This is a genomic window from Flavobacterium sp. TC780 (genome assembly GCF_056783245.1).
The window spans coordinates 1-24,856 of record NZ_JBXBAV010000004.1; the positions used below are offsets into that span (position 1 = coordinate 1).

The window sequence follows — 24,856 nt, forward strand, 5'->3', positions numbered from 1 at the left end:
TATGTATTGCTAAGGTTAATACATGCTCCTGTTGTTAGGGGAGGCAGCACCTGTATTTACTTCCTGAAGCACAAGGAAAAGGAATGGGTAAACTATTAATTGATGCTGTTGTAGCAGCAGCCAAAGAAAAAGGGGCGGATATTGTTACTTTGAATGTAAATAGATTTAATAAAGCAGCATCTTTTTATGAAAAAATGGGATTCGAAATTGTAGCCGAAGCCGATATTGAACTAGATCACGGGTACTTAATGGAGGACTTTATTATGGAAAAGAAAGTAAAATAATAACCTGTTTTATTTAATTCTTAAATAAGTTAGAATTTTGTTTTAGTAATGCCAAAATTGGCAATGTAGTGGAGTTTTAAAAAACTTTTTTGTAATATTACTATATAAATCATTTATTGAATGAGAAAAATAAAATACAAAAAAGGCCGAAAACTACAACCTTATTCATTAGAGTATACAGGTCGGCATAAAGAGACTCAGTCAGAAATGCAGCTTTTTGTTTACGATGATTTAGATATCACCGAATATGAGAATTTTAATTTATTGGCTTTAAATACCTGTATTGATCACAGTAAAAACAATTGGCTTAATATTCATGGTTTAAACAATATTGATCTTATTAAAACTATTGGAGCGTATTTTAATGTGGATGGATTCATGCTTGCCGATATACTTAATACAACCAAAAGAACTAAACTACAAGAACAACAAGAAATCCTCTTTTTTAATATAAAATCACTTTTACCTTCAGAGCATTCAGATAATATTAGTGTTGAGCAGATTAGTTTTATAATAAAAGATGGTGTTTTAATTTCTTTTCAAGAAAAACGGAGTGATTTCTTTACTCATATTCGTGAGCGTATTAGGCAACATGCTGGAATCGTTAGAACTAAAAAAGTCGATTATTTGCTTTATTTATTATTAGATGCCGTGATGGAAAACTTCTATATCACGCTTGAGGATGAAGAAAATAAAGTTGAAGAACTAATTAATATTACTAAGGGAGATACAAATCCTATTATTCTTGAGAAAATAGAAAAGCATAGAGATAATTTCAATTTCTTGAAACGTTCTATCATTCCACTTCGCGATTCTTTGTATGATATTAAAAGCATAAAAGACGACAATACATTTAATGGAATAGAAAAGGAAAATTTCAGTTTTTTTGCACGTTTACATCAAAAAACCTAGAGCTTTTAGAGCAAATAGAGTCAGATATGAGCTCATTAGAAAGTGCTTCTAATTTTTATTTTTCGGCACAAAGCCATAAAATGAATGAGATTATGAAGACATTGACTATAATTTCGGCAATATTTATTCCACTTACTTTTATAGTTGGAGTATATGGAATGAACTTTGAAAACATACCAGAACTTAAATATCAGTATGGTTATTATTCTGTTATGATTGGAATGTTTTTGTTGGTGATTGCATTAATTATTTATTTTAAAAAAAGAAGATGGTTTTAAGGAGATAGTTGATGATATATTTACTAGCACTCCAGAATGTGTATTGAAGTTAGGAGGAAATAATATAGGATAGAGTTGTCTTTTATATGACAAAAATCAGTTGAGACAAAGAGGAATTCTTTTATTTTTGCTTTCAAATTTAAAGGGATTTATGACTAGAAAACCATTTTGATTTAGGTTAGTTTTCTAAGTTTAGTGGTTTAAGTTTTTTTTAATAGTTCAGCATAGGATTTGGATTACTTTTGTAATGTTTTAAAGAATGAATTTATGAGTAAAGCGGTATATATAGCGACAAGTGAGCAGAATAGTGGGAAATCTATTATTACTTTGGGATTGATGAGCATGTTAATGGGGAAAACTGCCAAAGTAGGCTATTTTAGACCCATTGTTGAGGATTTTATCGATGGAGATCGAGACAATCATATTGATACAGTATTAACGCATTTTAATCTTGATATAGCCTTTGAAGATGCGTTTGCAATAACCAAAAGCAAATTAATTAAGAAAAAAAATAAAGGTAAGATTGGTGAAGTTCTAGATTTGATTATCGAAAAATACAAACGTCTTGAAGAACGTTTTGATTTTGTATTGGTTGAAGGAACTAGTTTTACAGGGGAAGGTACTGCAATTGAATTGGATACAAACGTATTAATTGCAAAGAATTTAGGAATTCCTACTATTATTTTAGGATCAGGAGTTGGTAAAACACTGGATGAACTAATAGATAATCTTTCACTTGTTTATAATTCATTTAAAATAAAAGATGTTGAGGTATTGGCGGTTATCGCTAATAAAGTACAAATTGAGAACATAGAATTAGTGACTTCTGGATTGCAAAAAAGCTTACCTGAGGGGGTATTGGTAAATGCAATTCCTATCATTTCGAGTTTGAATCATCCAACGATGCAAGAAATTGTTAATCATCTAGGGGCTAAAGTTTTATTTGGAGAAGCTTATTTAAACAATCAAACTGGGCATTTTAGTGTTGGAGCAATGCAATTACATAATTATTTGGTGCATTTAGGAGAAAACTCACTAGTAATTACTCCTGGAGATCGTGCTGATATTATTTTAGGTGCTTTGCAAGCAAATGAATCAGCCAATTATCCAGCAATTTCAGGAATTGTGCTTACAGGTAATATTTTACCAGAAAATAGTATTTTGAAATTAATAGAAGGGTTGTCAGCAATCGTTCCAATTATTGCTGTAGAAGAGGGAACGTATCATATTACGAATAAAATAGGGGCAATCAAATCGCAAATTTATGCTAATAATAGTCATAAGATAGAAACTTCAATTACTACTTTCGAAAAATATGTTGATTTAGATAGTTTATCTGAAAAATTAATCACTTTTCAAGCAGAAGGGATGACGCCAAAAATGTTTCAATACAATATGGTTAAACGAGCCAAACAGCATCGTAAACACATTGTCTTGCCAGAAGGAAATGATGATCGGATCATTATGGCAGCTTCAAGATTATTAGATATGGATGTTGTTGATATTTCTATCATTGGAGATAAAAAACAAATCGAAAATAAAGTGACTGAGCTAGGGATTACTTTTGATTTTTCTAAAGTCAATATTATTAATCCAGTAGAATCTGATCTTTATGAGGATTATGCAAATACATATTATGAGCTTAGAAAGGCTAAAAATGTAAGTATTACAATGGCAAGAGATTTAATGGAAGATGTCTCTTATTTTGGTACAATGATGGTGTATAAAGGTGATGCTGATGGAATGGTTTCTGGAGCAGCTCACACAACACAGCACACGATATTACCAGCGCTGCAATTTATTAAAACCAAACCTAATTCATCGGTAGTTTCATCTGTGTTCTTTATGTGTTTAGAAGATCGAGTTTCGGTATTTGGAGATTGTGCTATAAATCCAAACCCTACTGCCGAACAATTGGCAGAAATTGCTATTTCTTCTGCAGAATCTAGTCTTGCTTTTGGGATAGAACCAAAAATAGCAATGCTTTCTTATTCTTCTGGTTCATCAGGAAAAGGAGATGAAGTTGAAAAAGTAAGAACTGCAACAGAAATTGTTAAACGAAAACGACCTGATTTAAAAATAGAAGGACCAATTCAGTACGATGCTGCAGTAGATAGAAGTGTTGGAAAAAGTAAAATGCCAGATTCAGAAGTTGCGGGTCAAGCAAGTGTACTTATTTTCCCTGATTTAAATACCGGAAATAACACTTACAAAGCCGTACAAAGAGAAACAGGAGCATTAGCAATAGGGCCAATGTTACAAGGGTTAAAAAAACCAGTTAATGATTTAAGCCGAGGTTGTACCGTAGATGATATTATAAATACAGTTGTAATTACAGCCATTCAAGCACAAGGATTATAAAAATATATACATGAAAATATTAATATTAAATTCAGGAAGTTCCTCTATAAAATATCAATTAATGCGAATGCCAGACAACGAAGTAATTTGTTCTGGAATGATAGATAGAATAGGATTAGAGAGTTCGAATGTAACTTATAAAACGAAAGATGTTTCTTTTGAAGAAACAGCATCGATATTAACACATAAAATTGGATTAGAAAGAGTTGCTAACTTACTCTTAAATGATGAAATAGGAGTAATAAAAGCTACTTCAGAAATTGATGCTGTTGGACATCGTATCGTTCATGGAGGGAGTCTTTTTTCGGATACAACAATTATTACCGATGAGGTTAAAAACAAAGTAAAAGAGCTTTCAGAATTAGCTCCGTTACATAATCCAGCGCATTATGTTGGGATAAATGTAGCCGAAGAAATTTTCACAACTGCAAAACAAGTAGCTGTTTTTGATACTGCTTTTCATCAAACAATTCCTGTAGAAGCATATAAATACGCGATACCCAATTATCTTTTAACAGAAAATAAAATACGTGTTTATGGTTTTCATGGAACTAGCCATAAATATGTTTCTGAACAAGCAAAAGAATTATTAGAGCATAGCTCTAAGATTATCACAATACATCTTGGAAATGGATGTAGTATGACAGCAATAAAAGATGGAAAGAGTATTGATCATACCATGGGGTTTTCTCCATCAAATGGTTTGATTATGGGTACACGAGCAGGAGATATAGACCAATCGGTTATCTTTTATATGATGAAAAACCTAAATTATACTGCCGATGAAGTAAATTCAATTTTGTTAAAACAAAGTGGTATGCTTGGACTTACGGGTTATAGTGATTTACGTGATATTGAATCAGAAGCAGAAAAAGGAAACAAAGAATGTCAGTTGGCTTTGGTTATGAATGCCTACAGAATTAAAAAATATATAGGTTCTTATGCTGCTGCTTTAAATGGTTTAGATGCTATTGTTTTTACCGCAGGAATAGGAGAGAACTCGTCGCATATAAGAAAATTAGTATGTACGGATATGGAATATTTTGGAATTGAGTTAGATAACGATAAAAATCAGATTCGTTCTAAATCAAATCGCGAAATTAATACTGAAACATCTAAAACTAAAATTTTAGTAATTCCTACAGATGAAGAGTTTGAAATTGCAAATCAGGTTTATCATTTACTTAAAAACTAAATAAAATTAGATATTTTATGAAAATAGCTTCTCATTGAGGGGCTTTTTTTATATGTGAAATTGAATAAATGTGATTATATTTGAACATAAATACCAATATTTTGAAATCAAATCTTCTTAATTTATTTTCCCTCTTCTTTATAGCATTTCAAATTCAGGCTCAAGAATTACTTCCTTTTGTAGAAAACTATAATAAGTCTAATTACGAGGGAGATAATCAAATTTGGAGTATAGCTCAAGGAAATGATAATGCAATGTATTTTGCAAATAATCATTATTTAGTGCGTTATAATGGGGTTGTTTGGGAAAAGTATACGTTACCAAATAAAACTATCATTCGCTCAATTATGGTTGATGGTGATAAAGTTTATTCAGGATCTTATAAAGAATTTGGATATTGGTATCGACAAGATGGAAAAATGAAGTACATTTCTATTTCTAAAAACAGAAAAGTATTTGATGAAAATGAGAATGAAGAAGTATGGAAAATCTTCAAGTTTAATAATTTAATTTATTTCCAATCGTTTAATCAGATTTTTGTTTATAACGGAAAATCAATCCAAAAAACGAAGTTGCCATTTTTGATATCTTATTGTTTTGTTGTTAATAAGCAGCTGCTTGTAGCTTCTGTAGAACACGGTGTTTTTGTTGTAAATGGAAGTAAACTAAACCCTGTAAAAGGTTGGGAAGCATTAAAGAACAATGTTATTCATGCTATTGAAAAACATCAAAACAAAATATACATCTTTACACATAAAAAAGGAATTTTTGTAGAAGAGAAGGGGCGTTTAACTACTTGGGATCATCCATTAAATGAAGTTCTAAAGAATGCAAACATAAATGTAGCCCGGTTTTTAAAGAGTAATAAACTTATAATTGGTACAGCTGGTGAAGGTGTTTATATGTTTGACTTTAACGATAATTCTTTTAAAAATATCAATAGGAAGAATGTATTGATGAACAATTCTATTTTAAGCATCGGATTAGATAAAGAAGATGATTTATGGTTAGGATTAGATAATGGAATAGCTCATATTGAAGTTACCTCACCAGTTTCTATTTTTTATGATAATTCGGGAGTTTTAGGATCTGTATATTCCGTAGTTAATATCGATAAAGAGTATTTAATGGCATCTAATCATGGTGTTTTTAAGTATACAGATAAGAAGCTTTCTTTGATTCCTAATAGTCAGGGACAAGCATGGAATATAAGTAAAGTAGATAATAGGTATTTTATTGGCCATAATGAAGGAACATTTTTGTATGAAAATGGAAAGTTCTCTAAGTTAAATACGATAAATGGAGGATGGAATTTTACCAAAAGTAGTATTGGTAATTCTTATTTTCAAGCAACTTATAGTGGTGTTGTTGTTTATAAAGATAGTAACAATTTGGAACAAAAAAGTAGTTCTAAAAGGATTAATGAAACCTATAAAATATGTTGCTCAGAACAAAAAAAATGAAGTATGGGCTGCTGATAATTATAGGGGATTATATAGAATCTTGTATAATGACAATTACGAAACAGAGAAAGTAGAAAATGTTACACAACACAGTAAAATTGGAAATGATTTTGGTGTAAAAATATTTGAGTTCAGAAATGAAATTCTGTTTTTAATAAATAAAACGTGGTACACTTATAACTCGATCACCAATCAATTAGAAAACAATGAGCTTTTTAATTCTAATTTTAAGAATATTTCAGATGTAGCTGCTATAGATGAAAATCATTTTATATTGTTACAAGATGGACTTTTGTACCATATTTATGCAAATGGAAATAAATTTATATGGAATAGTATTCAGGAGAAATACTATAAAGGTAAAATCATTAATGAGAATCTGAATATATTTAAGAGTAAGAACAATTACTTATTGAATTTAGATGATGGTTTTATATCCTTTAAACTAAAAGAAATAAATAAACTAAAATTAGATTTAAAGATTGAGGCATTCAATGATGAAAACTTAATTGAAAATAATTCAAAAATAAATTATAATTCAGAATTACGAATAAATGTAATCTCAGGTTTATTTGGGGCAACAAAACCAAACTTATTTTATAAAATTAATGATGAAAATAATTTTAGATCTATAAAAGGTGGCTTGATAGTTTTAAATAACTTAAATAGTGGATCACATAATATCGAGATATATAAGCATGATGGTTTAAGTTACAGTAAAATTTCAGGTTTTGATTTTATTGTTGCAAAGCCATGGTATTTTTCTTCTTGGATGCTTTTATTGTACTTGTCTTTTATAGCAGGTGTTTTATATGTTTACTATAGATGGAATAAAATGCGGTATTTGCAAAAATTAGAATTAAGAGAAGAGGAACTAAGACATCAGAAAGAAATTCTAGAAATGGAATTGAAAGCTGAGCATGATTTGAATAGTCAAGAGTACCAAAAACATATTCTTGAGCTTGAATTGCAAACCAAATCATCAGAGGTAGCAGGTAAATCGCTTTCTATTGCTAAACAAGGAGAAATGATTGAGAAGATCCAAAGCATTCTTGATGCAGAAACAGATTTTAATAAACTTAAAAGTGAAATTAAAAAAGCTATAAAAATAAATGCTGTTAATAAGCATGAGTGGGAAACTTTTGAAAACAATCTAAATCAAATTCATAATGAGTTTGTGACAAACCTCTCTCAAAAATATCCAAATTTGACTTCGAAGGATATTAAGCTTTGTATTTATTTAAAAATGAATCTTTCTTCAAAAGAGATAGCTCCTTTACTGAATATTTCGTTTAGAGGAGTAGAGCTACATCGTTATCGATTAAGAAAGAAATTGAACTTAGTTCAGGATGAAAACCTTTCTAATTTTTTATTGAATCTATAAAAACATCTTAGTTTTTTAGAGATAATGCATTATTTAACTTTAATTTATGTCAAATTACAATACATCATTACTACATCATCATGATGTAGAGTGGTGTTTTTTTATTTTGTTTAATTTGCTGTTTATTAGATGTTTGTTGTGTGTTTTGTGTAGTATGATGTAGTTATGTAGTATTTCTATTTAACGTACTATAACGTTGTAATTATCTAAGTTTGGCAAACTAACTTTAACAATTTATTAATATATGAGAAATCTTATTTTTAGCTTATTAGCGCTCATTCTACTTCCAGCATACATGTCTGGTCAAGTAATTAAAGGTAAGGTTTTAGATTCACAGGGTATGGCAATTCCAGGAACAATGGTTGTCGCCACCGAATCTAGAACTTCTACAGACACAGATTTTGATGGTAATTTTGAGATCAAAGCCAAAGTAGGCGAGCCTCTAAAAATTAGCATGGTCGGTTTTGAAGCTACTACTATAGCAGCAACTTCAGCACCTATGAGTATTGTTTTAAAAGAATCTCAAGACACAGCTTTAAAAGAAGTTGTAGTTATTGGATATGGGACAAGAAAGAAAATAGATAACACTTCGGCAATTACATCAATAAAGGCAGAAGAGATTACCAAAACAAAAGTATTGAATGCTTCACAAGCTATACAAGGTAAAGCTGCGGGTGTTCAGGTTATTTCTTCAGATTTACCAGGTAGTACACCTTCTGTTGTTATTAGAGGTTTAGGTACTGCATTAGGAGGAAAAACACCATTATATATAGTTGATGGTATGCCTACAGAAAATATCAACAATATCAATACGAACGATATTACTTCGTATGAGATATTAAAGGATGCATCTTCTTTGGCTATTTATGGTACAAGAGCTGCAAATGGGGTAATAATTATTACTACTAAAAAAGGTAAAGGTGACAAAGTTTCTGTAGAAATCGAAAGTTTTGCAGGAATTAGAACACCTCTTAAAAAAGTAAAAATGGCTAACAGCGCTCAATATGCTGCGTATTCCAATACAGCTTTAGGAACTAATAAATTCCCAACAGATCAACCTGTAAATACAGATTGGTTTGATGAAATTACAAGAACAGGATCTTATACTCAAAATAATATTTCTATTTCTGGAGCTTCAGAGAATATAAAGTACTTTTTTAGTGCAGGTAACTATGAGGAAAAAGCGATATTAAATGGTTTAGATTACAGTCGTACTAATTTTAGAAATAATAATGAATATAAAATTTCTAAAAAACTAACATTAAGTCAGAATTTTAGTCTTACTTCAACTAAATCTACTCCAAAGCCTTTAAGTGCTTTTACAAATGCCTATAAACAATCTCCACTTATTCCAGTATATTTTTCTAATGGTCAATATGGTGCACCTTTTGTTGATGGTGATGGATTTGCTAGTCCAACAGGTAGTTCGATCAATAATATTGGAAATCCTGTAGCTCAATTGGATTTTTATAATGAGCAACAAAGAAGCATTACTTTGCAAGGAGGATTGAAATTAGATTATGACATTGTTAAAGGATTAAAATTTACTTCACAATTTAATGGAGAATATTATTCTTGGAAACAATATAACTACGATGATACTAAAAACATCTGGTTAGCCGCTAATCCAGCTCGCCGTGCAGAAGATTATCTAGCCAGTTCAAATATCAATTTGTTAACAAGAGGAAGAGAGCAGTACTATAATTGGAATTTATCTAATTACTTGACTTATAATAAAAATTTTGCAAATATTCATGATATAGAGTTAACTGCAGGTATGGAGACATCTGTAAAAGGACCTAGAGAAAAATTGACTATTGCTAGAAAAAATGTAAGCCCAGATTCTAATTATTGGTCTTTAAATAATACAAAAGAAGGACATGGTGTTGAATACGTGGGTACTACAACGAGTTTATATGATGTAACATTTAATGAAAGTAAATTAGCATCTTATTTTGGACGTTTTCAATATAAATTAATGGATAGATACTTGTTAACAGGGACTCTTAGACGAGACGGATCTTCAAATTTTGCTAAAGACTACCGTTGGGGAACTTTTCCATCACTAGGTTTAGGTTGGGTTGTTACCAAAGAAAGCTTCTTGAAAGATGTAAAAGGTGTGGATTTGATAAAACTAAGAGGAAGTTGGGGTAAATTAGGTAACCAAAATGTACCACTTAACAATCAAGGTTTTTCATCAGGACTTAATAGTTATTTAGGAGGTTCAATATTAAATGAAGGTACAAGTATTACTTCACAAATAGACCCAAGTTTAACATGGGAAACTACAGAAGAAGCTTCTGCAGGTATAGATTTTGAATTCTTAGATAGCAGATTAAAAGGATCTTTTGATGTTTATGATAAAAATACAGATAATGTAATTTTAAATATAAAACCATTTCCAACTTCTGGTATTGTTGATGCGTCACCTTCTCACGTTGGTGAAGTTTCAAATAAAGGATATGAAATTGCTTTACGTTGGGATGATAAAATATCTGATAACTTGAGCTATTGGGTTGGAGGTAACTATTCTAATAATAAAAACAGACTTACAAGTTTAAAAGATGTGTCATTATCACAGGTAATAGGAGGAGATTTAGGTAATGGACACAATACTAAATTATTGTATAATAATTCTGTTGGGCAACCATTAGGAAGTTTTTACCTATATGAATATGCAGGTATAGACCCAGCAAACGGAGACATGTTATATTACACTGCTTCTGGAGAAAAAGTAACTCAAAATCTTTTATCTGCAACTAATGATAAAAAATATGTTGGTTCAATTTTACCAACTTCTAATTATGGAGTTTCATTAGGTGTTGTATATAAAAACTTCGATGTTTCTGTTGACGGATATGGAACAGGAGGAGCAAAAGTATATAATGGTAAAAAAGGGCAACGTTTAGGAGGTGAAAATATAGAAGCGTCTATTACAAATGATTATTGGTCACAGACAAATAAAACATCTACAAACCCAAGACCGTTTAACACTATTCCTACAGCTTCTACTTATTACATGGAATCTGCAGATTTCTTTAGAATCAATAACATTACTTTAGGATACAAGCTTCCTCTAAGAGAAGATCAGTTTATTAGTGCTTGTAGAATATATATAAATGCGATTAACCCATTCATTACTCAGAAATTCTCAGGTTACAACCCAGAATTAAATGGAGACGGAAATCCATATGGTTCGCAAGGTGTAGAATTAGATGCGTATCCTGCATTAAGATCATTCGTTATTGGTGCTAATTTAAAATTTTAATATTATGAAAAAGATATATATATCAGTGTTTGCCTTGTCAGCATTCTTCTTTTCTGGATGTGCAGATGACTACTTAGATGTAAAGCAAACAGAAACTGTTTCCGTAGAAGATCTCGAATTGTTTAATAATGACACTGGAGCAAAAACATTTGTAACAGCAATTTATAGCAAGTTTTTAGATTGGGATATGAGCTCGTTTGGTTGGATTGGACTGGCTAGTATCACATCAGATGATGCAGATAAAGGTTCCATAGCGAGTGACCCTGGAACAGATAAAGATGTTTTGGATGCATTAATCTATAATTCATCAAATCCTTCTGCCGAAAGTACTTTCAATGCAAATTATGATGGGATAAATAGATGTAATCAAGCTTTGTCTATTCTTCCTAAACTTGATAAAGCAAGTCCAGCTTTAAGAGAAAGACTAATAGGAGAAGCAAAATTTTTAAGAGCTTTCATGTATTTTACTTTGGTTAAATGTTACGGAGGAGTTCCTATCGTAGATCATTTGTCTAGTATTCCATTATCTGCGGAAGATAAAACAATGCAGTTAACTCGTAAAACTGCTGCAGAGGTATATGCTTTCATTGAAAAAGATTTAAATGAAGCTGCTTCAGTATTACCAAATAAATCGGAATATGCTGCGAGTGAAAAAGCAAGAGCATCAAAAGGAGCTGCTTATGCTTTGTTAGCAAAAGTAAGTTTGTACCAAAAAAATTGGCAAAAAGTAGTAGATTATTCTAATAAGGTAACGGGATATTCTATTTCTCCTGATTATGCTAAAATGTTTAGATTAGAAGGGGAAAATGATGGAGAATCTATTTTTGAAATAAATGGAAATGGAGCTGTACCCGCAAGAGGAATTCAAGGATACTCTAATACTCAGGGAGTTCGTGATTCATTTGGATGGGGCTTTAATCAACCTTCACAAAGTTTAGTAAAAGCTTATGAAGCAGGAGATGTAAGAAAAGCAGCTACAATCATTTTTAGAGGGACAACTTTATATGATGGAAGAGTAATTCCGCACATATATAAAAAGAATGATGATGGGAAACAAGAAATTGATACCACTCTTAGTCCAAGATATAACTTTAAAGCATATTCATCAGCTTTTACAGATGTTTGGGAAACAGATGCAAATATCAAATATTTAAGATATGCTGAAGTATTATTAATGAAAGCCGAAGCTCTTAACGAGTTAGGACAAACTGCTGAAGCTATTCCGTTGTTAAATCAAATAAGATTTAGAGCAGGATTGGGAGATACTCCCGCAGTATCTCAAGCTGATGTTAGAAAAGCAATCTGGAAGGAAAGAAGAGTTGAATTGGCATTTGAGTTTGATAGATTCTTTGATTTGGTGAGAACTGGACAAGCAAAAGAAGCTTTTAAAGCTGATAAAAGTAAAGATTTCCCTAACGGAAAAGTATTTACTGAAGGAAGAAATGAATTATTCCCTATACCAGATTCATTTATTAGACAAACTGAAGGAATGTCTCAACAAAACCCTGGTTACTAATTAAAATACAAAATATCACTTCCTTCATTTACTGAAGGAGGTGATTATTTATTAATTGCATAAATTTTTATAATGATTAGAATTTCAGTTTTATTGATGTCTTTTGTTTTTTTTGGATGTGGTTCTACTGCGAACAATTCAAAAGAAAGTAAAACAGTAACTCCTGCAGTTGTAAAACTATCGGATGAAGAGCTTATGGATGTAGTGCAAAAACAAACTTTTAAGTATTTCTGGGATTATGCTGAACCAAACTCAGGATTGGCGAGAGAACGTTATCATCCTGATGGGGTTTATCCCGAAAATGATGCTAATGTTGTTACGACCGGAGGTTCTGGTTTTGGGTTAATGGCGATTGTATCGGGAATGTCAAGAGGGTACATTACAAAAAAAGAAGGTGTTGAGAGACTGAATAAAATAGCTGATTTCCTAGACAAAGCTGATCGTTTTCATGGAGCTTGGTCACACTGGATTGACGGAAATACAGGAAAAGTAAAACCATTTGGAACTAAAGATAATGGAGGAGATTTAGTCGAGACCTCGTTTTTAGTTAGCGGAATGATTACTGTTCGAGAATACTTAAAAAATGGTTCAGAAGCTGAAAAAGTAGTTGCTAAAAAATATGATGCACTTTGGAAAGGTGTAGATTGGAAATGGTATACTAATAACAAGAATTTCTTGTATTGGCACTGGTCGCCTACATATGATTGGCAAATGAATTTTCCTCTAGAAGGATATAACGAATGTTTAATTACTTATATATTGGCGGCGGCTTCGCCAACACACCCAATTACGCCGAAAGAATACCACGAAGGTTGGGCAAGAAATGGGGGAATAGTTACGGATAAAACCAAATATAATATTCCCCTAATTCTAAAACACAATGGAGCAGAAGAATTCGGAGGTCCTTTATTCTGGGCACATTATTCGTATGTTGGACTTGATCCAAATCAATTAACAGATAAGTACGCTAACTATTGGGATCTTAATGTAAATCACGTTAAAATCGATTATGAGTACTGTGTAGAGAATCCTAAGAAGTTTAAAGGATACGGATCTAATTATTGGGGCTTAACCGCATCATATTCTAGAAATGATGATGGAACTATTGGTTATAATGCGCATATGCCAAGTAATGATGTAGGTGTTATTGCACCAACAGCTGCAATTAGTTCAATTGTGTATACACCAAAAGAGTCAATTGCGGTAATGCGTAATTTATATGAAAATCACAAAAAAGATACTTGGGGAGTAGCAGGATTTTATGATGCAAGTAGCTTACAGCATGGTTGGACTGCACAACGCTATTTGGCAATAGATCAAGGTCCTGAAGTAGTAATGTTAGAAAATTACCGCTCTGGTTTATTATGGGAGTTATTCATGAATGCACCAGAAGTTAAACAAGGATTGATAGGCTTGGGATTCCACTCAGGTAAATACGGATTCTAGAAAAACATCTATATTATGAAGCATAAATTAGCAGTAGTAGCTCTATTGTTTTCATTCATTTCTTTTGCTCAAACAACAGTAAATGGGAAAATCAAAACCGAAATCATTCAAAAGCATGAACTAGGGTACGCATTGCATATTCCAGCGGAAATAAAAGAGAAGAAACCATTGCTAATTTTTCTTCATGGTTCAGGCGAAAAGGGAACCGATATAGAGAAGGTAAAAATCCACGGTCCATTTAAATATTTAAAAGACCATAAACTCGATGCTTATGTTCTTGCTCCGCAATGTCCGGAAGGTGAAGAATGGGATACAGAAGTTTTGTATCGATTAATAGTAAAAATCGAGAAAGAAAACAATATCGATTCAGATAAAATTTATGTTACAGGATTAAGCTTAGGAGGTTGGGGAACATGGAATTTAGCATTTGCACATCCGGATAAGTTTGCAGCAATAGTTCCTATTTCGGGATTTGTAGATTTAATTCAATTAGAACAAACCTGTAAAATAGCAAAGATTCCAACACGAATTTTTCATGGATTAATGGATGATGTCGTGAGTATAGATTATGCAATTACAATTTATAAAGAATTAAAAAAATGTAATAGCAATGTAGAGTTGACCATTTTTGATGACGCAGGTCATGATAGTTGGTCAAGAGTATATGACAACCAGAAAATTTATGACTGGATGTTTAAACAAGTAAGAAATAAATAAAACCCATAGAATGAAAAACAAATTAGTAATACTCTTTTTAGGATGTGCTTTTTTGAGTTATGCTCAAAAAAAAGAAACCAAAAAAACGGTAAAAATTAAGCCAAAATCAGAGTTCGTTTCAGAATTAATGTCAAAAATGACAGTAGATGAAAAAATCGGACAGTTAAATTTACCTACTTCAGGAGATATAACAACTGGTCAAGCTAATAGTTCTAATGTTGCTAAAAATATCGAAGAAGGTAAAGTAGGTGGATTATTCAATATTAAATCAGTTAAGAAGATTAGAGAAGTACAAAGAATTGCAGTTGAAAAAAGCCGATTGAAAATTCCATTGCTTTTTGGTATGGATGTTATTCATGGTTACGAAACTACTTTCCCTATTCCTCTAGGTTTATCTTGTATATGGGATATGAAGGCGATAGAAAGAAGTGCTCAAATTGCGGCAAAAGAAGCTAGTGCTGATGGAATTAACTGGACATTCTCACCTATGGTAGATATTTCTCGTGATCCACGTTGGGGTAGAGTTTCTGAGGGTTCAGGAGAAGATCCATTTTTGGGTAGCGAAATTGCAAAAGCAATGGTTAACGGATACCAACAAAACGATCTTTCAAAAAACAATACACTATTATCATGTGTAAAACATTTTGCTTTATATGGCGCACCAGAAGCAGGACGTGATTACAACACAGTAGATATGAGTAAAATAAGAATGTATAATGAATATTTCCCTCCTTATAAAGCAGCTATAGATGCGGGTGTAGGTTCGGTTATGGCGTCTTTTAATGAAGTTGATGGAATTCCAGCAACTGGAAGTAAATGGCTTATGACTGATGTTTTAAGAAAAGAATGGGGTTTTAAAGGATTTGTTGTTACAGATTATACAGGGATTCCTGAAATGATTGACCACGGAATGGGAGATTTACAAACTGTATCAGCATTGGCATTAAACGCAGGTGTAGAGATGGATATGGTAGGAGAAGGATTTCTTACGACATTAAAAAAATCATTGGCAGAGAATAAAGTAAGCATGGCACAATTAGACAATGCAGTGCGTCTTATTCTTGAAGCAAAATACGATTTAGGATTGTTTGAAGATCCTTATAAATATTGTGATGACAAAAGAGCTAAAACTGAAATTTTCACAACAAGCCACAGAGCCGAAGCTAGAACAATTGCTTCACAATCATTGGTTTTATTAAAAAATGAAAATCAGTTATTACCTTTAAAAAAATCAGGTACTATTGCGGTAATTGGTCCATTGGCTGATGCCAAAGAAAATATGCCAGGAACTTGGAGTGTTGCTACAAACATGAATACTGCTATTTCATTATTAGCAGGAATCAAAGATGTTGCAGGTAAGTCTACAAACGTGCTTTATGCAAAAGGAAGTAATTTAGACTATGATGCTGAGTTTGAAAAAAATGCAACTATGTTTGGTAAAACGTTATATCGTGATAACAGAACTAAAGAAGAATTGCTTGCTGAAGCTTTAAAAATTGCTTCACAATCAGATGTAATTGTTGCAGCAATTGGAGAATCTGCAGAGATGAGCGGAGAGAGCAGTAGTAGAACTAACTTAGAAATTCCACAAGCACAAAAAGATCTATTACAAGCATTATTAAAAACAGGAAAACCAGTTGTTGTTGTTTTATTTGATGGCCGCCCATTAGTAATAAAAGAAGAAAGCGAAACTGTTCCAGCAATTCTTAATGTTTGGTTTGCAGGAAGTGAAGCAGGACACGCAATTGCAGATGTTTTGTTTGGAGATGAAAATCCTTCAGGAAAATTAACATCAACATTCCCAAGAAGCGTAGGGCAGGTGCCTATTTATTATAACCAAAAAAATACAGGAAGACCATTACTAAACAAAGAGGGAAATTTGAGAAATTCAGATCAAACTTCATTGACGAAAGAAATGAGCCTTTATATGCATTTGGTTATGGATTAAGTTATACAACTTTTGATTATTCAAACTTAAAAATTTCATCTGATAAAATGAACTTCACAGGAAAATTAAATGTTACTGTTGATGTTACAAATACAGGAAATTATGATGGTAAAGAAGTAGTTCAATTATACATAAGAGATTTAGTAGGATCAGTTACAAGACCAGTAAGAGAATTGAAAGGTTTCCAAAAAATTGATATTAAAAAAGGAGAAAAAAGAACTGTGAATTTTGAAATTACTGTTGAGGATTTGAAATTTTACAATTCAGATTTAAAATTTATTGCAGAACCAGGTCAATTCGACATATTTGTTGGAACTGATTCAAATGCAGATAAGAAAGTTAGTTTTGAGTTAATCAATTAATTGGTTGGTTAGATTGATTCGTGTTTGGCCCTTCGTATTGGTTTCGGAGGGCCTTTTTTTTAACTAAAATTTTATTTGTTGCTAAATTTTTTTAAATCAGATAGGGTAAAATAATGTAGTTTCTTGAGAAACTAGTTAGCTATTAATTTTCAAATAATTATAAAACTTAATTTTCTATACAATGAATACTATTAAAATATTTCGCGTATTTCTAATATTAATACTATTTGTTTTCACTTCTTGTAATGTTGCAAAAAATGGAATTGTTGCGCATCGTGGAGCATGGAAGAAAAACAATTTACCAGAAAACTCAATCGCAGCACTTAGGCACGCTATAGATTCAAAATGGGCAGGGTCAGAATTTGATGTAGTTATGACAGCTGATGACTCGCTTGTTATAAATCACGATCCACATTATAATAACTTAATTGTTGAAGAAACAAAATATGCAGACCTAGTCAAATTTAAGCTTTCAAATGGGGAGAAACTACCAACTCTGAGAGAATATATTATAGAAGGAAAAAAGAATAATAAGAATACTACTTTGGTATGCGAAATAAAACCTTCGGGAATAAGTAAAGAAAGAGGAAAAAAAATTGCTTTAAAAGCGGTTGAAATAGTTAAGAGTCTTAAAGCAGAAAAAATAACTTCATATATCAGTTTTGATTATGAAATACTGAAGCAAATTAGAGAAGTAGATTCTAAAACTACATTGCAATATTTGGAAGGAAATAAATCTCCAAAAGAAGTTAAGTTAGATAACATAACGGGTGTCGATTATCATTATTCCGTTTTTAAAAAGCACCCAGATTGGATTAAAGAAGCAAAGGATCATAAGATAACTTTAAATGTTTGGACAGTTAATGATATTGAGAATATGGACTGGATTATTGAAAATAATTTTGACTATATCACAACCAATGAACCAGAATTATTAGGAGAAAGAATAAAGGTTAAAAAATAGATTTTCAAAGGGTCTCATTTCTAAAATATAAAATGATGAAAAATAGTTATAAACTGTATTCAATAGCAATGTTATTGCTTTTGGTAGGATGTAAAATTCATACATCAGAATCGAAAACTACTTTTTTAGGGAAAACGGAATGGTTTGACCCAAATAAGACAGCTTCAACTTATTGTAATCCAGTAAATATTGGATACAATTATACCACCGAAAATCATAACAGAATTCCCGAATCTCGTCGTTCAAGTGCCGATCCTGTAATTATCACTTATAAAGGCGAATATTATTTATTTGCTACCAATCAAGCAGGATTTTTTTGGAGTAAGGATATGTCTAATTGGGAATTTGTTTACGGAAGTTTTCAGAGACGCCCAGGCGATGACGATCAGTGTGCACCAGCGGCTTGGGTTGTAAACGATACTTTGTTTTATGTAGGGTCAACCTGGAAAAAGGATCATCCTATTTGGAAAACAGCTGACCCAAAATCGGGTCGTTGGACAAGACATGTAAATACAGCAATGTTGCCAACTTGGGATCCCGCAATTTTTCAGGATGACGATAAAAAAGTGTATATGTATTATGGGTCAAGCGGAAAGTTACCACTTGTAGGTACCGAAGTAGACTATAAAACATGGTTGCCAATAGGAGATCAAGCAGCTTATGCAAAATTGTACGCAGCTACTGAAGTAGAAGATATTCAGCGTCCGTATGGAGAGATAAAAGAAGTTGTAGGTCTAGATCCAGCAAACCATGGTTGGGAACGTTTTGGACCTAATAATGATATGGAGCCTGCACCTTGGGGAGATTTTATTGAAGGAGCTTGGATGACCAAACATAACGGAAAGTATTATATGCAATACGGAGCTCCAGCTACGGAGTTTAAAGGATATGCTAATGGAGTTCATGTCGGTGATCATCCATTAGGACCATTTGTTTATCAAAAACACAATCCGATGTCGTATAAACCAGGAGGATTTGTAATAGGAGCGGGACACGGAAATACGTTTGCAGATAATTACGGGAATTACTGGAATACAGGAACTTGTAAAATATCAATAAAAGACCGTTTTGAACGTCGTATCGACATGTTTCCAGCAGGATTTGATAAAGATGATATAATGTATTCTATCACATCATATGGAGATTTCCCGATAGTTTTACCCACAAAACAGAGAGATCAAACTAAAGGAGCTTCATCAGGATGGATGTTACTTTCGTATAAAAAGCCAGTAACCGTTTCTTCTTCAGAAGAATGTATGGAAGTGCAAACGCATAGAGTTGATAACGGTGGAAAAAAAGTGTTTGAGAAATTTTGCTACGATGCTAAGAATTTGACCGATGAAGATATTCAAACCTATTGGTCGGCAAAAACGAGCAATCCAGGAGAATGGTTGCAGTTAGATTTAGGTCGAATAATGCGGATAAATGCTTTGCAAATAAATTATGCCGATCATAAAGCAACGCAATACAATAAGGCAATGGATATTTATTATCAGTACAAAATATTTATGTCAGATGATGCTGTAAATTGGACTTTGGTTGTAGATAAATCTCAGAATGATAAAGATGTACCACATGATTATGTAGAATTAACAAAACCAATTAAGGCACGTTATATAAAAATGGTAAACATACATAATGCTTCAGGATTATTTGCAGTGTCTGATTTGAGAGTTTTTGGAAATGGATTATTAGAAAAACCAAAGCCAGTTTCAGGGTTTAAAGTGGATAGAAGTGAAAAAGATTCGCGTAATGCAATGATACATTGGGAGAAGCAACCAGATGCAATTGGCTATAGTATTCATTACGGAATCGAACCAGATAAGTTGTATAATAGCATAATGGTTTACGACGAAAGCACTTATGATTTTAGAGGATTAGATAAAGGAACTAACTATTATTTTACAATTGAAGCTTTTAATGAGAATGGAATTAGTGTAAAAAATGAAATCATCGAGGTGAAATAATTACAGATTCTATTTTCTGAAAACGTATAGAAAAACGTACTAGAGTTACAAAGAAATTTGTTTATTTTTGAAATTAAAAGAACTTCTAAAAGTTAACTAATTTCAAAAAGCCATATAACCAATGAAAAAAACATCTTTATTAACTATTTTATTTTTAAGTGGATTAACTGCATTTGCGCAAACTCCCGATGAAAAGAATATTAAATCTATTTACAAAGCAGCATTAACCCAATCTAAATGTTATACTTGGTTAGAATACTTGTCTAATGATATTGGAGGACGCTTGTCAGGCTCAACGAACGCAGCTGAGGCAGTGCAATACACAAAAAATCAGTTAGAAAGTATAGGTCTAGACAGAGTATACTTCTAGGAAGTAATGGTGCCACATTGGGTTCGTGGAGAAAAGAAACAGCTTATATTTTAGATAATAAAATTAAAACTGAAGTACCAATTACAGCATTGGGAGGATCGATCGCTACACCAAAAACAGGAGTTACTGCAGAGGTGATTGAAGTACAGGGAATTAAAGAATTAAATGAATTAGGTGCCAAAGTAAAAGGCAAAATAGTCTTCTTTAACCGACCAATGGATCCTGAAAATGTTGAGACTTTTAAATCATACGGAGGCTGCGTAGATCAAAGATATGCTGGAGCAAAAGAAGCTGCTAAATTTGGAGCGGTAGGAACAATTGTACGTTCGATGAATTTAAGATTAGATGATTTTCCTCATACAGGAACGCAAAGTTATGGTGACTTACCAAAATCTGAATATATACCAACGGCTGCAATAAGTACTAATGGAGCCGAATTATTAAGTAAATCTTTAAAGAAAAACCCAACTTTAAAATTTTATTTCAAACAATCTTGTGAGCAGTTACCAGATGTATTGTCACATAACGTGATAGGAGAAATGAAAGGTACAGAAAACCCACAAAATATTATGATTGTAGGTGGACATCTTGATTCTTGGGATCTAGCCGATGGTTCACACGATGATGGGGCAGGAGTAGTACAAAGTATGGAAGTAGTACGTATTCTTAAAAATCTTGGTTATAAACCTAAAAATACAATTCGCGTAGTCTTGTTTATGAATGAGGAAAATGGAGGTAGAGGAGGAGCTATGTATGAAGAAATGGCACAAAAAAATAAAGAGAATCATATTTTTGCTTTAGAAAGCGATTCAGGAGGATTCAGTCCAAGAGGTTTCTCATTTGAAACAGATGATGATAACTTTAAGAAAATCGAAAGCTACAAAGGATTATTTGAGCCTTATTTAATACATAGTTTTGTAAAAGGGCACAGTGGTTCAGATATTGGACATTTAACCTCTAAAACGCTTGTTAAAGCAGGTTTAAAGCCAGATTCACAACGTTACTTTGATTATCACCATGCAGCCAATGATAAATTTGATGCAATCAACAAAAGAGAACTAGAGCTTGGAGCAGCAACAATGGCTTCATTAGTATATCTAATTGATCAAAAAGGAATTATTCTTCCAACTGCAAATTAAGTTTCTTAAAATATAAATTCAAAAAAGCTACAAGTTCTAACCTGTAGCTTTTTTATTGCAATAAAATTGGTAGATTTGAGGAAAATAGTAATAGACGAAATATGTATAGCTTACACGCAGTATTTAATGAAATAATAAATACAGCCACACAATATGAGGAATTTACAATTAAAGAATTATGGGAATGGACAATATTTGATGATAAAAATATAAACTTAAATGATTCTTTGGAATTTCATAAATATTCAAGAAATCCTATTAAGGAAAGAAGACAGGAATTAAGTAGTACTCAGGAAATATATGGAGATTTTCTTCTTTTTGATTACATACCACACGTACCACTCCTAAAGATTGTAAATTTAGATTCCCTTCAATCAATAAAAAATGAAATTTTATCAGAGAGAGGTATTTTGAATGGATTTAGTGGTATGCAGATTCCTATAGTTAAAGGAAAAGCAATTGATATTAATTCAATATTGGAATATAAAACCGAAGGTTTTAATGAATTTATAGATCAATTTAAAAATGATTTATTGAAGTTTTCTGATATAGATTCAATAAAATCATTAATAGATATACAGAATGAAGGATTAAATGTAATTTTAAGATATAAAGAGAAACTCAACGCTAAAGAAATATACTTTGTTCTATATACAATTTACATCGTAAATTGTAAAATTGGTGATCAAAGAGTGGCTATCTTATTAATGATTTAATGACTTTTGTTGTATAAATGAATTTAAAAATTTAATATAGGACGTGCTGATATATTGTAAGTTATATTATAATTGTATAATGTAAAAAGTTTTTAAAAATTGGAGCAGCTACAATGGCTTCATTAGTATATCTAATTGATCAAAACAGAATCTTAACGAAATAGTTAGTTTCTAATTTTTGTAAAAAATAAATCACTTAATTTGAATTGTCTCCAATAAGTCATGTACTATTTGGGGGCTTTTTTTTATCTAAATTTTTTTATTGTTAAGTGCTTGATTTATATGTTTTTTTAGTTTTATGCTTAATTTAACTATTTAATGATTAGACATTGATGATTAATCATTAAATTTAATATTTAATTGAATAACTTAAAAATATAAAAGATGAAACGTTTTGAAAATAAAGTTGCCTTTATTACGGGAGGTAATTCAGGAATAGGAAAAGCTTCAGCACTAGCTATTGCAAAAGAAGGAGCAGCAGTAATGATTGCTGATATAGGTGAAAGTTCTCAGGTAGTAGAAGAAATAAAAAAAGTAGGTGGTAAAGCTGCGTATGTAAAATGCGATGTTTCTAAACCAGAAGAAGTAGAACATGCCGTTAATGAAACGATAAGGATTTTTGGAAGATTGGATGTAGCTCTTAATAATGCAGGAATTGTAGATACGAGTTTGAAGCATATCAATGAAAAAACACTTGATGAGTGGAACAAAGTAATTGCTGTAAATTTGAATGGTGTGTTTTACGGAATGAAATATCAGATTGCTCAAATGCGTAAACAAGGTGGAGGAGCGATTGTTAATATTGGTTCAGTAATGAGTCAGGTTACAGATATGGGAATTGCTTCGTATGTTTCTTCAAAACATGGGATAGTAGGATTAACAAAAGCAGCGGCTCTAGAAAATGGGACAGAAAATATTCGTGTAAATATAATTGGCCCAGGATATATTGAAACTCCAATATTAATGGACAATGCAGGATCTGGAGCAGCCGAGTATTTAAAATCAAAAACAGCAATGAAGCGATTAGGGAAACCAGAAGAGATTGCTAAAACATTTTTATTCTTAGCGTCAGATGATGCCAGCTATTGTACAGGAGCCTATTTGCCTGTAGATGGGGGCTATTTAATTCAATAATTAGTATCTTTGAAAGATGTTTTAAAGGAAAAAGAAGGAGAATAGCTTCTTCTTTTTTTTGTAATCTTGTTTTACAGATAAAATTATGGCTTTTGATAAAAAAAAGACTCTTCCTTCTATAAAAAGAGAATTAGGCTTAAATCTACTTGAAACCTTCAATTGGGCGTATACTAAATCCCAATTATTCTTTGCTAGATATGGATTGACTTCTCAACAGTACAATGTCTTAAAAATATTAGCAGAGAATGATAAACCGTTATCTACTTCTGATATATTGGCACAAATGGTCGAAAAAAATGCTGGAGTTTCACGTTTGGTAGATCGTTTAGTCCTAAAGAAATTAGTAGTAAAAGAAATTGTAGCGTCTGATAAGCGCTTAATTGCAATTATTATCACTAAAGAAGGAGGAACGTTACTGAATAAAGTCAATGAAAATCTTCATGTACTCGATGAGGAAGTATATGGAGCATTATCCGATCGGGAAGCAGATCAGTTAAATTATTTATTGAAGAAAATAAAAAATATAGAGATATAAAAAAATAAGTTATCTCGATTATTTATGAGCTAAGTAGGCTTAAAACAAGATAAAAAGTAGATTAATTTTAAAAATATAATTTCAGATAGCTTACTGACTTATAAACTATCTGAAATTATATTAAGCTGTTGGATGTAATTATTTTCAGTGCATAAGAGTTATAACCTTCATGTCATAATAGGATATTCCAAATTATACAGCATCCAAATTGTATCTAACTTTTTAGGTTAATTATTTTCCCCAGTCTATTTTTCTAGAAAAGTACATCACGGCTGCAAGAATTAAAAATAAACTTACGCTGCCTACCAATAATGCATAATTCTCTAATTGGATAATAACATAAATGAAAGTGTATAATCCGGTGAGTGAAAACCCAATGAATATCGGAAATTTTTTATTCTTTAAAATTGAAAATGAGTACGCCGTAATTAGCGATATAACGGCTATACCAGATAAAATATACGCTTTGGTAAAATTACTATGCTCAGTTATCGAAATTAATAAAGTATAAAACATAATAAGAGCCAAACCAATCATCGAATATTGGAAAATATGAATACTAATTTTACTCATATTCTGGATTAAAAAGAAAATCAAAAAAGTAAGCCCAATAACAAGAAAACCATATTTAGAGGCACGCTCGTTTTGTTGGTATTGATCTACAGGAATTACAAAGTCAACCCCAAAACTATATGAACTTAAATCAGGCAAAATATCAAAAGCTTGTTGAGAGAATGCTCTATTGATATGCAAAATTTTCCAATTAGCAACAAATCCAGTTTCGTTTATCTTTTTTGTTTTATCATCTGGCAAGAAATTACCAGTAAAACTAGGAGAAGCCCAATTAGAGGTGCTGCCTCCCTAACAACAGGAGCATGTATTAATTTTAGCAATACA

14 protein-coding genes and 4 pseudogenes are annotated in these 24,856 nt (G+C 31.8%); 17 read left to right on the plus strand and 1 reads right to left on the minus strand.

Annotation, left to right across the window (positions count from 1 at the left end; translation table 11 throughout):
• Positions 1-50: 50 nt before the first annotated feature.
• The 17 genes and pseudogenes from AC1RYN_RS00200 to AC1RYN_RS00280 all read left to right on the plus strand — a co-directional run bounded on the left by AC1RYN_RS00200 (position 51) and on the right by AC1RYN_RS00280 (position 23,959).
• Positions 51-284, plus strand: a complete 234-nt coding sequence (locus AC1RYN_RS00200; protein WP_481805373.1) for a GNAT family N-acetyltransferase — start codon at positions 51-53, stop codon at positions 282-284.
• A gap of 120 nt (positions 285-404) precedes the next feature.
• Positions 405-1,474: pseudogene (gene corA / locus AC1RYN_RS00205) on the plus strand (magnesium/cobalt transporter CorA).
• Between the two features lie 267 nt (positions 1,475-1,741).
• A complete protein-coding gene (gene pta / locus AC1RYN_RS00210) occupies positions 1,742-3,835 on the plus strand; it encodes a phosphate acetyltransferase (RefSeq protein ID WP_481805360.1) in 2,094 nt (697 codons plus the stop codon).
• 10 nt (positions 3,836-3,845) lie between these two features.
• Positions 3,846-5,030: an acetate/propionate family kinase gene (locus AC1RYN_RS00215; RefSeq protein ID WP_481805361.1), complete on the plus strand. Its 1,185-nt coding sequence runs from the start codon at positions 3,846-3,848 to the stop codon at positions 5,028-5,030.
• Between the two features lie 101 nt (positions 5,031-5,131).
• Positions 5,132-6,493 (plus strand): ligand-binding sensor domain-containing protein, encoded by a 1,362-nt coding sequence (locus AC1RYN_RS00220; RefSeq protein ID WP_481805362.1) that lies wholly within the window; start codon positions 5,132-5,134, stop codon positions 6,491-6,493.
• Entirely contained in the window at positions 6,453-7,877 is a 1,425-nt protein-coding gene (locus AC1RYN_RS00225; protein ID WP_481805363.1) for a helix-turn-helix transcriptional regulator, read from the plus strand. Before AC1RYN_RS00220 ends, AC1RYN_RS00225 begins: the two co-directional genes overlap by 41 nt.
• A 244-nt stretch (positions 7,878-8,121) precedes the next feature.
• The gene (locus AC1RYN_RS00230) at positions 8,122-11,145 is read left to right on the plus strand and encodes a SusC/RagA family TonB-linked outer membrane protein (RefSeq protein WP_481805364.1); all 3,024 of its coding nucleotides are present in this window, start codon (positions 8,122-8,124) and stop codon (positions 11,143-11,145) included.
• 4 nt (positions 11,146-11,149) lie between these two features.
• Positions 11,150-12,661, plus strand: coding sequence for a RagB/SusD family nutrient uptake outer membrane protein (locus AC1RYN_RS00235; RefSeq protein WP_481805365.1), 1,512 nt, complete (start codon positions 11,150-11,152; stop codon positions 12,659-12,661).
• Positions 12,662-12,733: 72 nt separating this feature from the next.
• Positions 12,734-14,107: a glucoamylase family protein gene (locus tag AC1RYN_RS00240; protein WP_481805366.1), complete on the plus strand. Its 1,374-nt coding sequence runs from the start codon at positions 12,734-12,736 to the stop codon at positions 14,105-14,107.
• Between the two features lie 15 nt (positions 14,108-14,122).
• Positions 14,123-14,824, plus strand: coding sequence for a carboxylesterase family protein (locus AC1RYN_RS00245; RefSeq protein ID WP_481805367.1), 702 nt, complete (start codon positions 14,123-14,125; stop codon positions 14,822-14,824).
• A 10-nt stretch (positions 14,825-14,834) separates the two neighbouring features.
• Positions 14,835-17,134 (plus strand): annotated as a pseudogene (gene bglX / locus AC1RYN_RS00250) (beta-glucosidase BglX).
• 181 nt (positions 17,135-17,315) lie between these two features.
• On the plus strand, positions 17,316-18,098 hold the full coding sequence (locus AC1RYN_RS00255) for a glycerophosphodiester phosphodiesterase family protein (RefSeq protein WP_481805368.1): 783 nt from the start codon (positions 17,316-17,318) through the stop codon (positions 18,096-18,098).
• A 32-nt stretch (positions 18,099-18,130) separates the two neighbouring features.
• The gene (locus tag AC1RYN_RS00260) at positions 18,131-20,065 is read left to right on the plus strand and encodes a discoidin domain-containing protein (RefSeq protein ID WP_481805369.1); all 1,935 of its coding nucleotides are present in this window, start codon (positions 18,131-18,133) and stop codon (positions 20,063-20,065) included.
• Positions 20,066-20,186: 121 nt separating this feature from the next.
• A pseudogene (locus AC1RYN_RS00265) lies at positions 20,187-21,574 on the plus strand (M20/M25/M40 family metallo-hydrolase).
• 101 nt (positions 21,575-21,675) lie between these two features.
• The gene (locus AC1RYN_RS00270; protein WP_481805370.1) at positions 21,676-22,290 is read left to right on the plus strand and encodes a hypothetical protein; all 615 of its coding nucleotides are present in this window, start codon (positions 21,676-21,678) and stop codon (positions 22,288-22,290) included.
• Between the two features lie 384 nt (positions 22,291-22,674).
• Complete coding sequence (locus tag AC1RYN_RS00275) at positions 22,675-23,424, plus strand: SDR family NAD(P)-dependent oxidoreductase (protein ID WP_481805371.1); 750 nt, start codon at positions 22,675-22,677, stop codon at positions 23,422-23,424.
• 85 nt (positions 23,425-23,509) lie between these two features.
• On the plus strand, positions 23,510-23,959 hold the full coding sequence (locus AC1RYN_RS00280) for a MarR family winged helix-turn-helix transcriptional regulator (protein WP_481805372.1): 450 nt from the start codon (positions 23,510-23,512) through the stop codon (positions 23,957-23,959).
• Between the two features lie 231 nt (positions 23,960-24,190).
• On the opposite strand, the pseudogene AC1RYN_RS00285 reads toward AC1RYN_RS00280, so the two are convergent.
• Positions 24,191-24,811, minus strand: a pseudogene (locus AC1RYN_RS00285) (inner membrane CreD family protein); the annotation flags it as partial.
• Between the last annotated feature and the right edge of the window lie 45 nt (positions 24,812-24,856).

Bases quoted from the DNA above. Each gene is read 5' to 3' on its own strand.
- AC1RYN_RS00270 (WP_481805370.1), top strand. From the start codon at position 21,676: ATGTATAGCTTACACGCAGTATTTAATGAAATAATAAATACAGCCACA.
- AC1RYN_RS00260 (WP_481805369.1), top strand. From the start codon at position 18,131: ATGATGAAAAATAGTTATAAACTGTATTCAATAGCAATGTTATTGCTT.
- AC1RYN_RS00230 (WP_481805364.1), top strand. From the start codon at position 8,122: ATGAGAAATCTTATTTTTAGCTTATTAGCGCTCATTCTACTTCCAGCA.
- AC1RYN_RS00245 (WP_481805367.1), top strand. From the start codon at position 14,123: ATGAAGCATAAATTAGCAGTAGTAGCTCTATTGTTTTCATTCATTTCT.
- AC1RYN_RS00275 (WP_481805371.1), top strand. From the start codon at position 22,675: ATGAAACGTTTTGAAAATAAAGTTGCCTTTATTACGGGAGGTAATTCA.
- AC1RYN_RS00235 (WP_481805365.1), top strand. From the start codon at position 11,150: ATGAAAAAGATATATATATCAGTGTTTGCCTTGTCAGCATTCTTCTTT.
- AC1RYN_RS00240 (WP_481805366.1), top strand. From the start codon at position 12,734: ATGATTAGAATTTCAGTTTTATTGATGTCTTTTGTTTTTTTTGGATGT.
- pta (WP_481805360.1), top strand. From the start codon at position 1,742: ATGAGTAAAGCGGTATATATAGCGACAAGTGAGCAGAATAGTGGGAAA.
- AC1RYN_RS00255 (WP_481805368.1), top strand. From the start codon at position 17,316: ATGAATACTATTAAAATATTTCGCGTATTTCTAATATTAATACTATTT.
- AC1RYN_RS00215 (WP_481805361.1), top strand. From the start codon at position 3,846: ATGAAAATATTAATATTAAATTCAGGAAGTTCCTCTATAAAATATCAA.
- AC1RYN_RS00225 (WP_481805363.1), top strand. From the start codon at position 6,453: ATGAAACCTATAAAATATGTTGCTCAGAACAAAAAAAATGAAGTATGG.
- AC1RYN_RS00280 (WP_481805372.1), top strand. From the start codon at position 23,510: ATGGCTTTTGATAAAAAAAAGACTCTTCCTTCTATAAAAAGAGAATTA.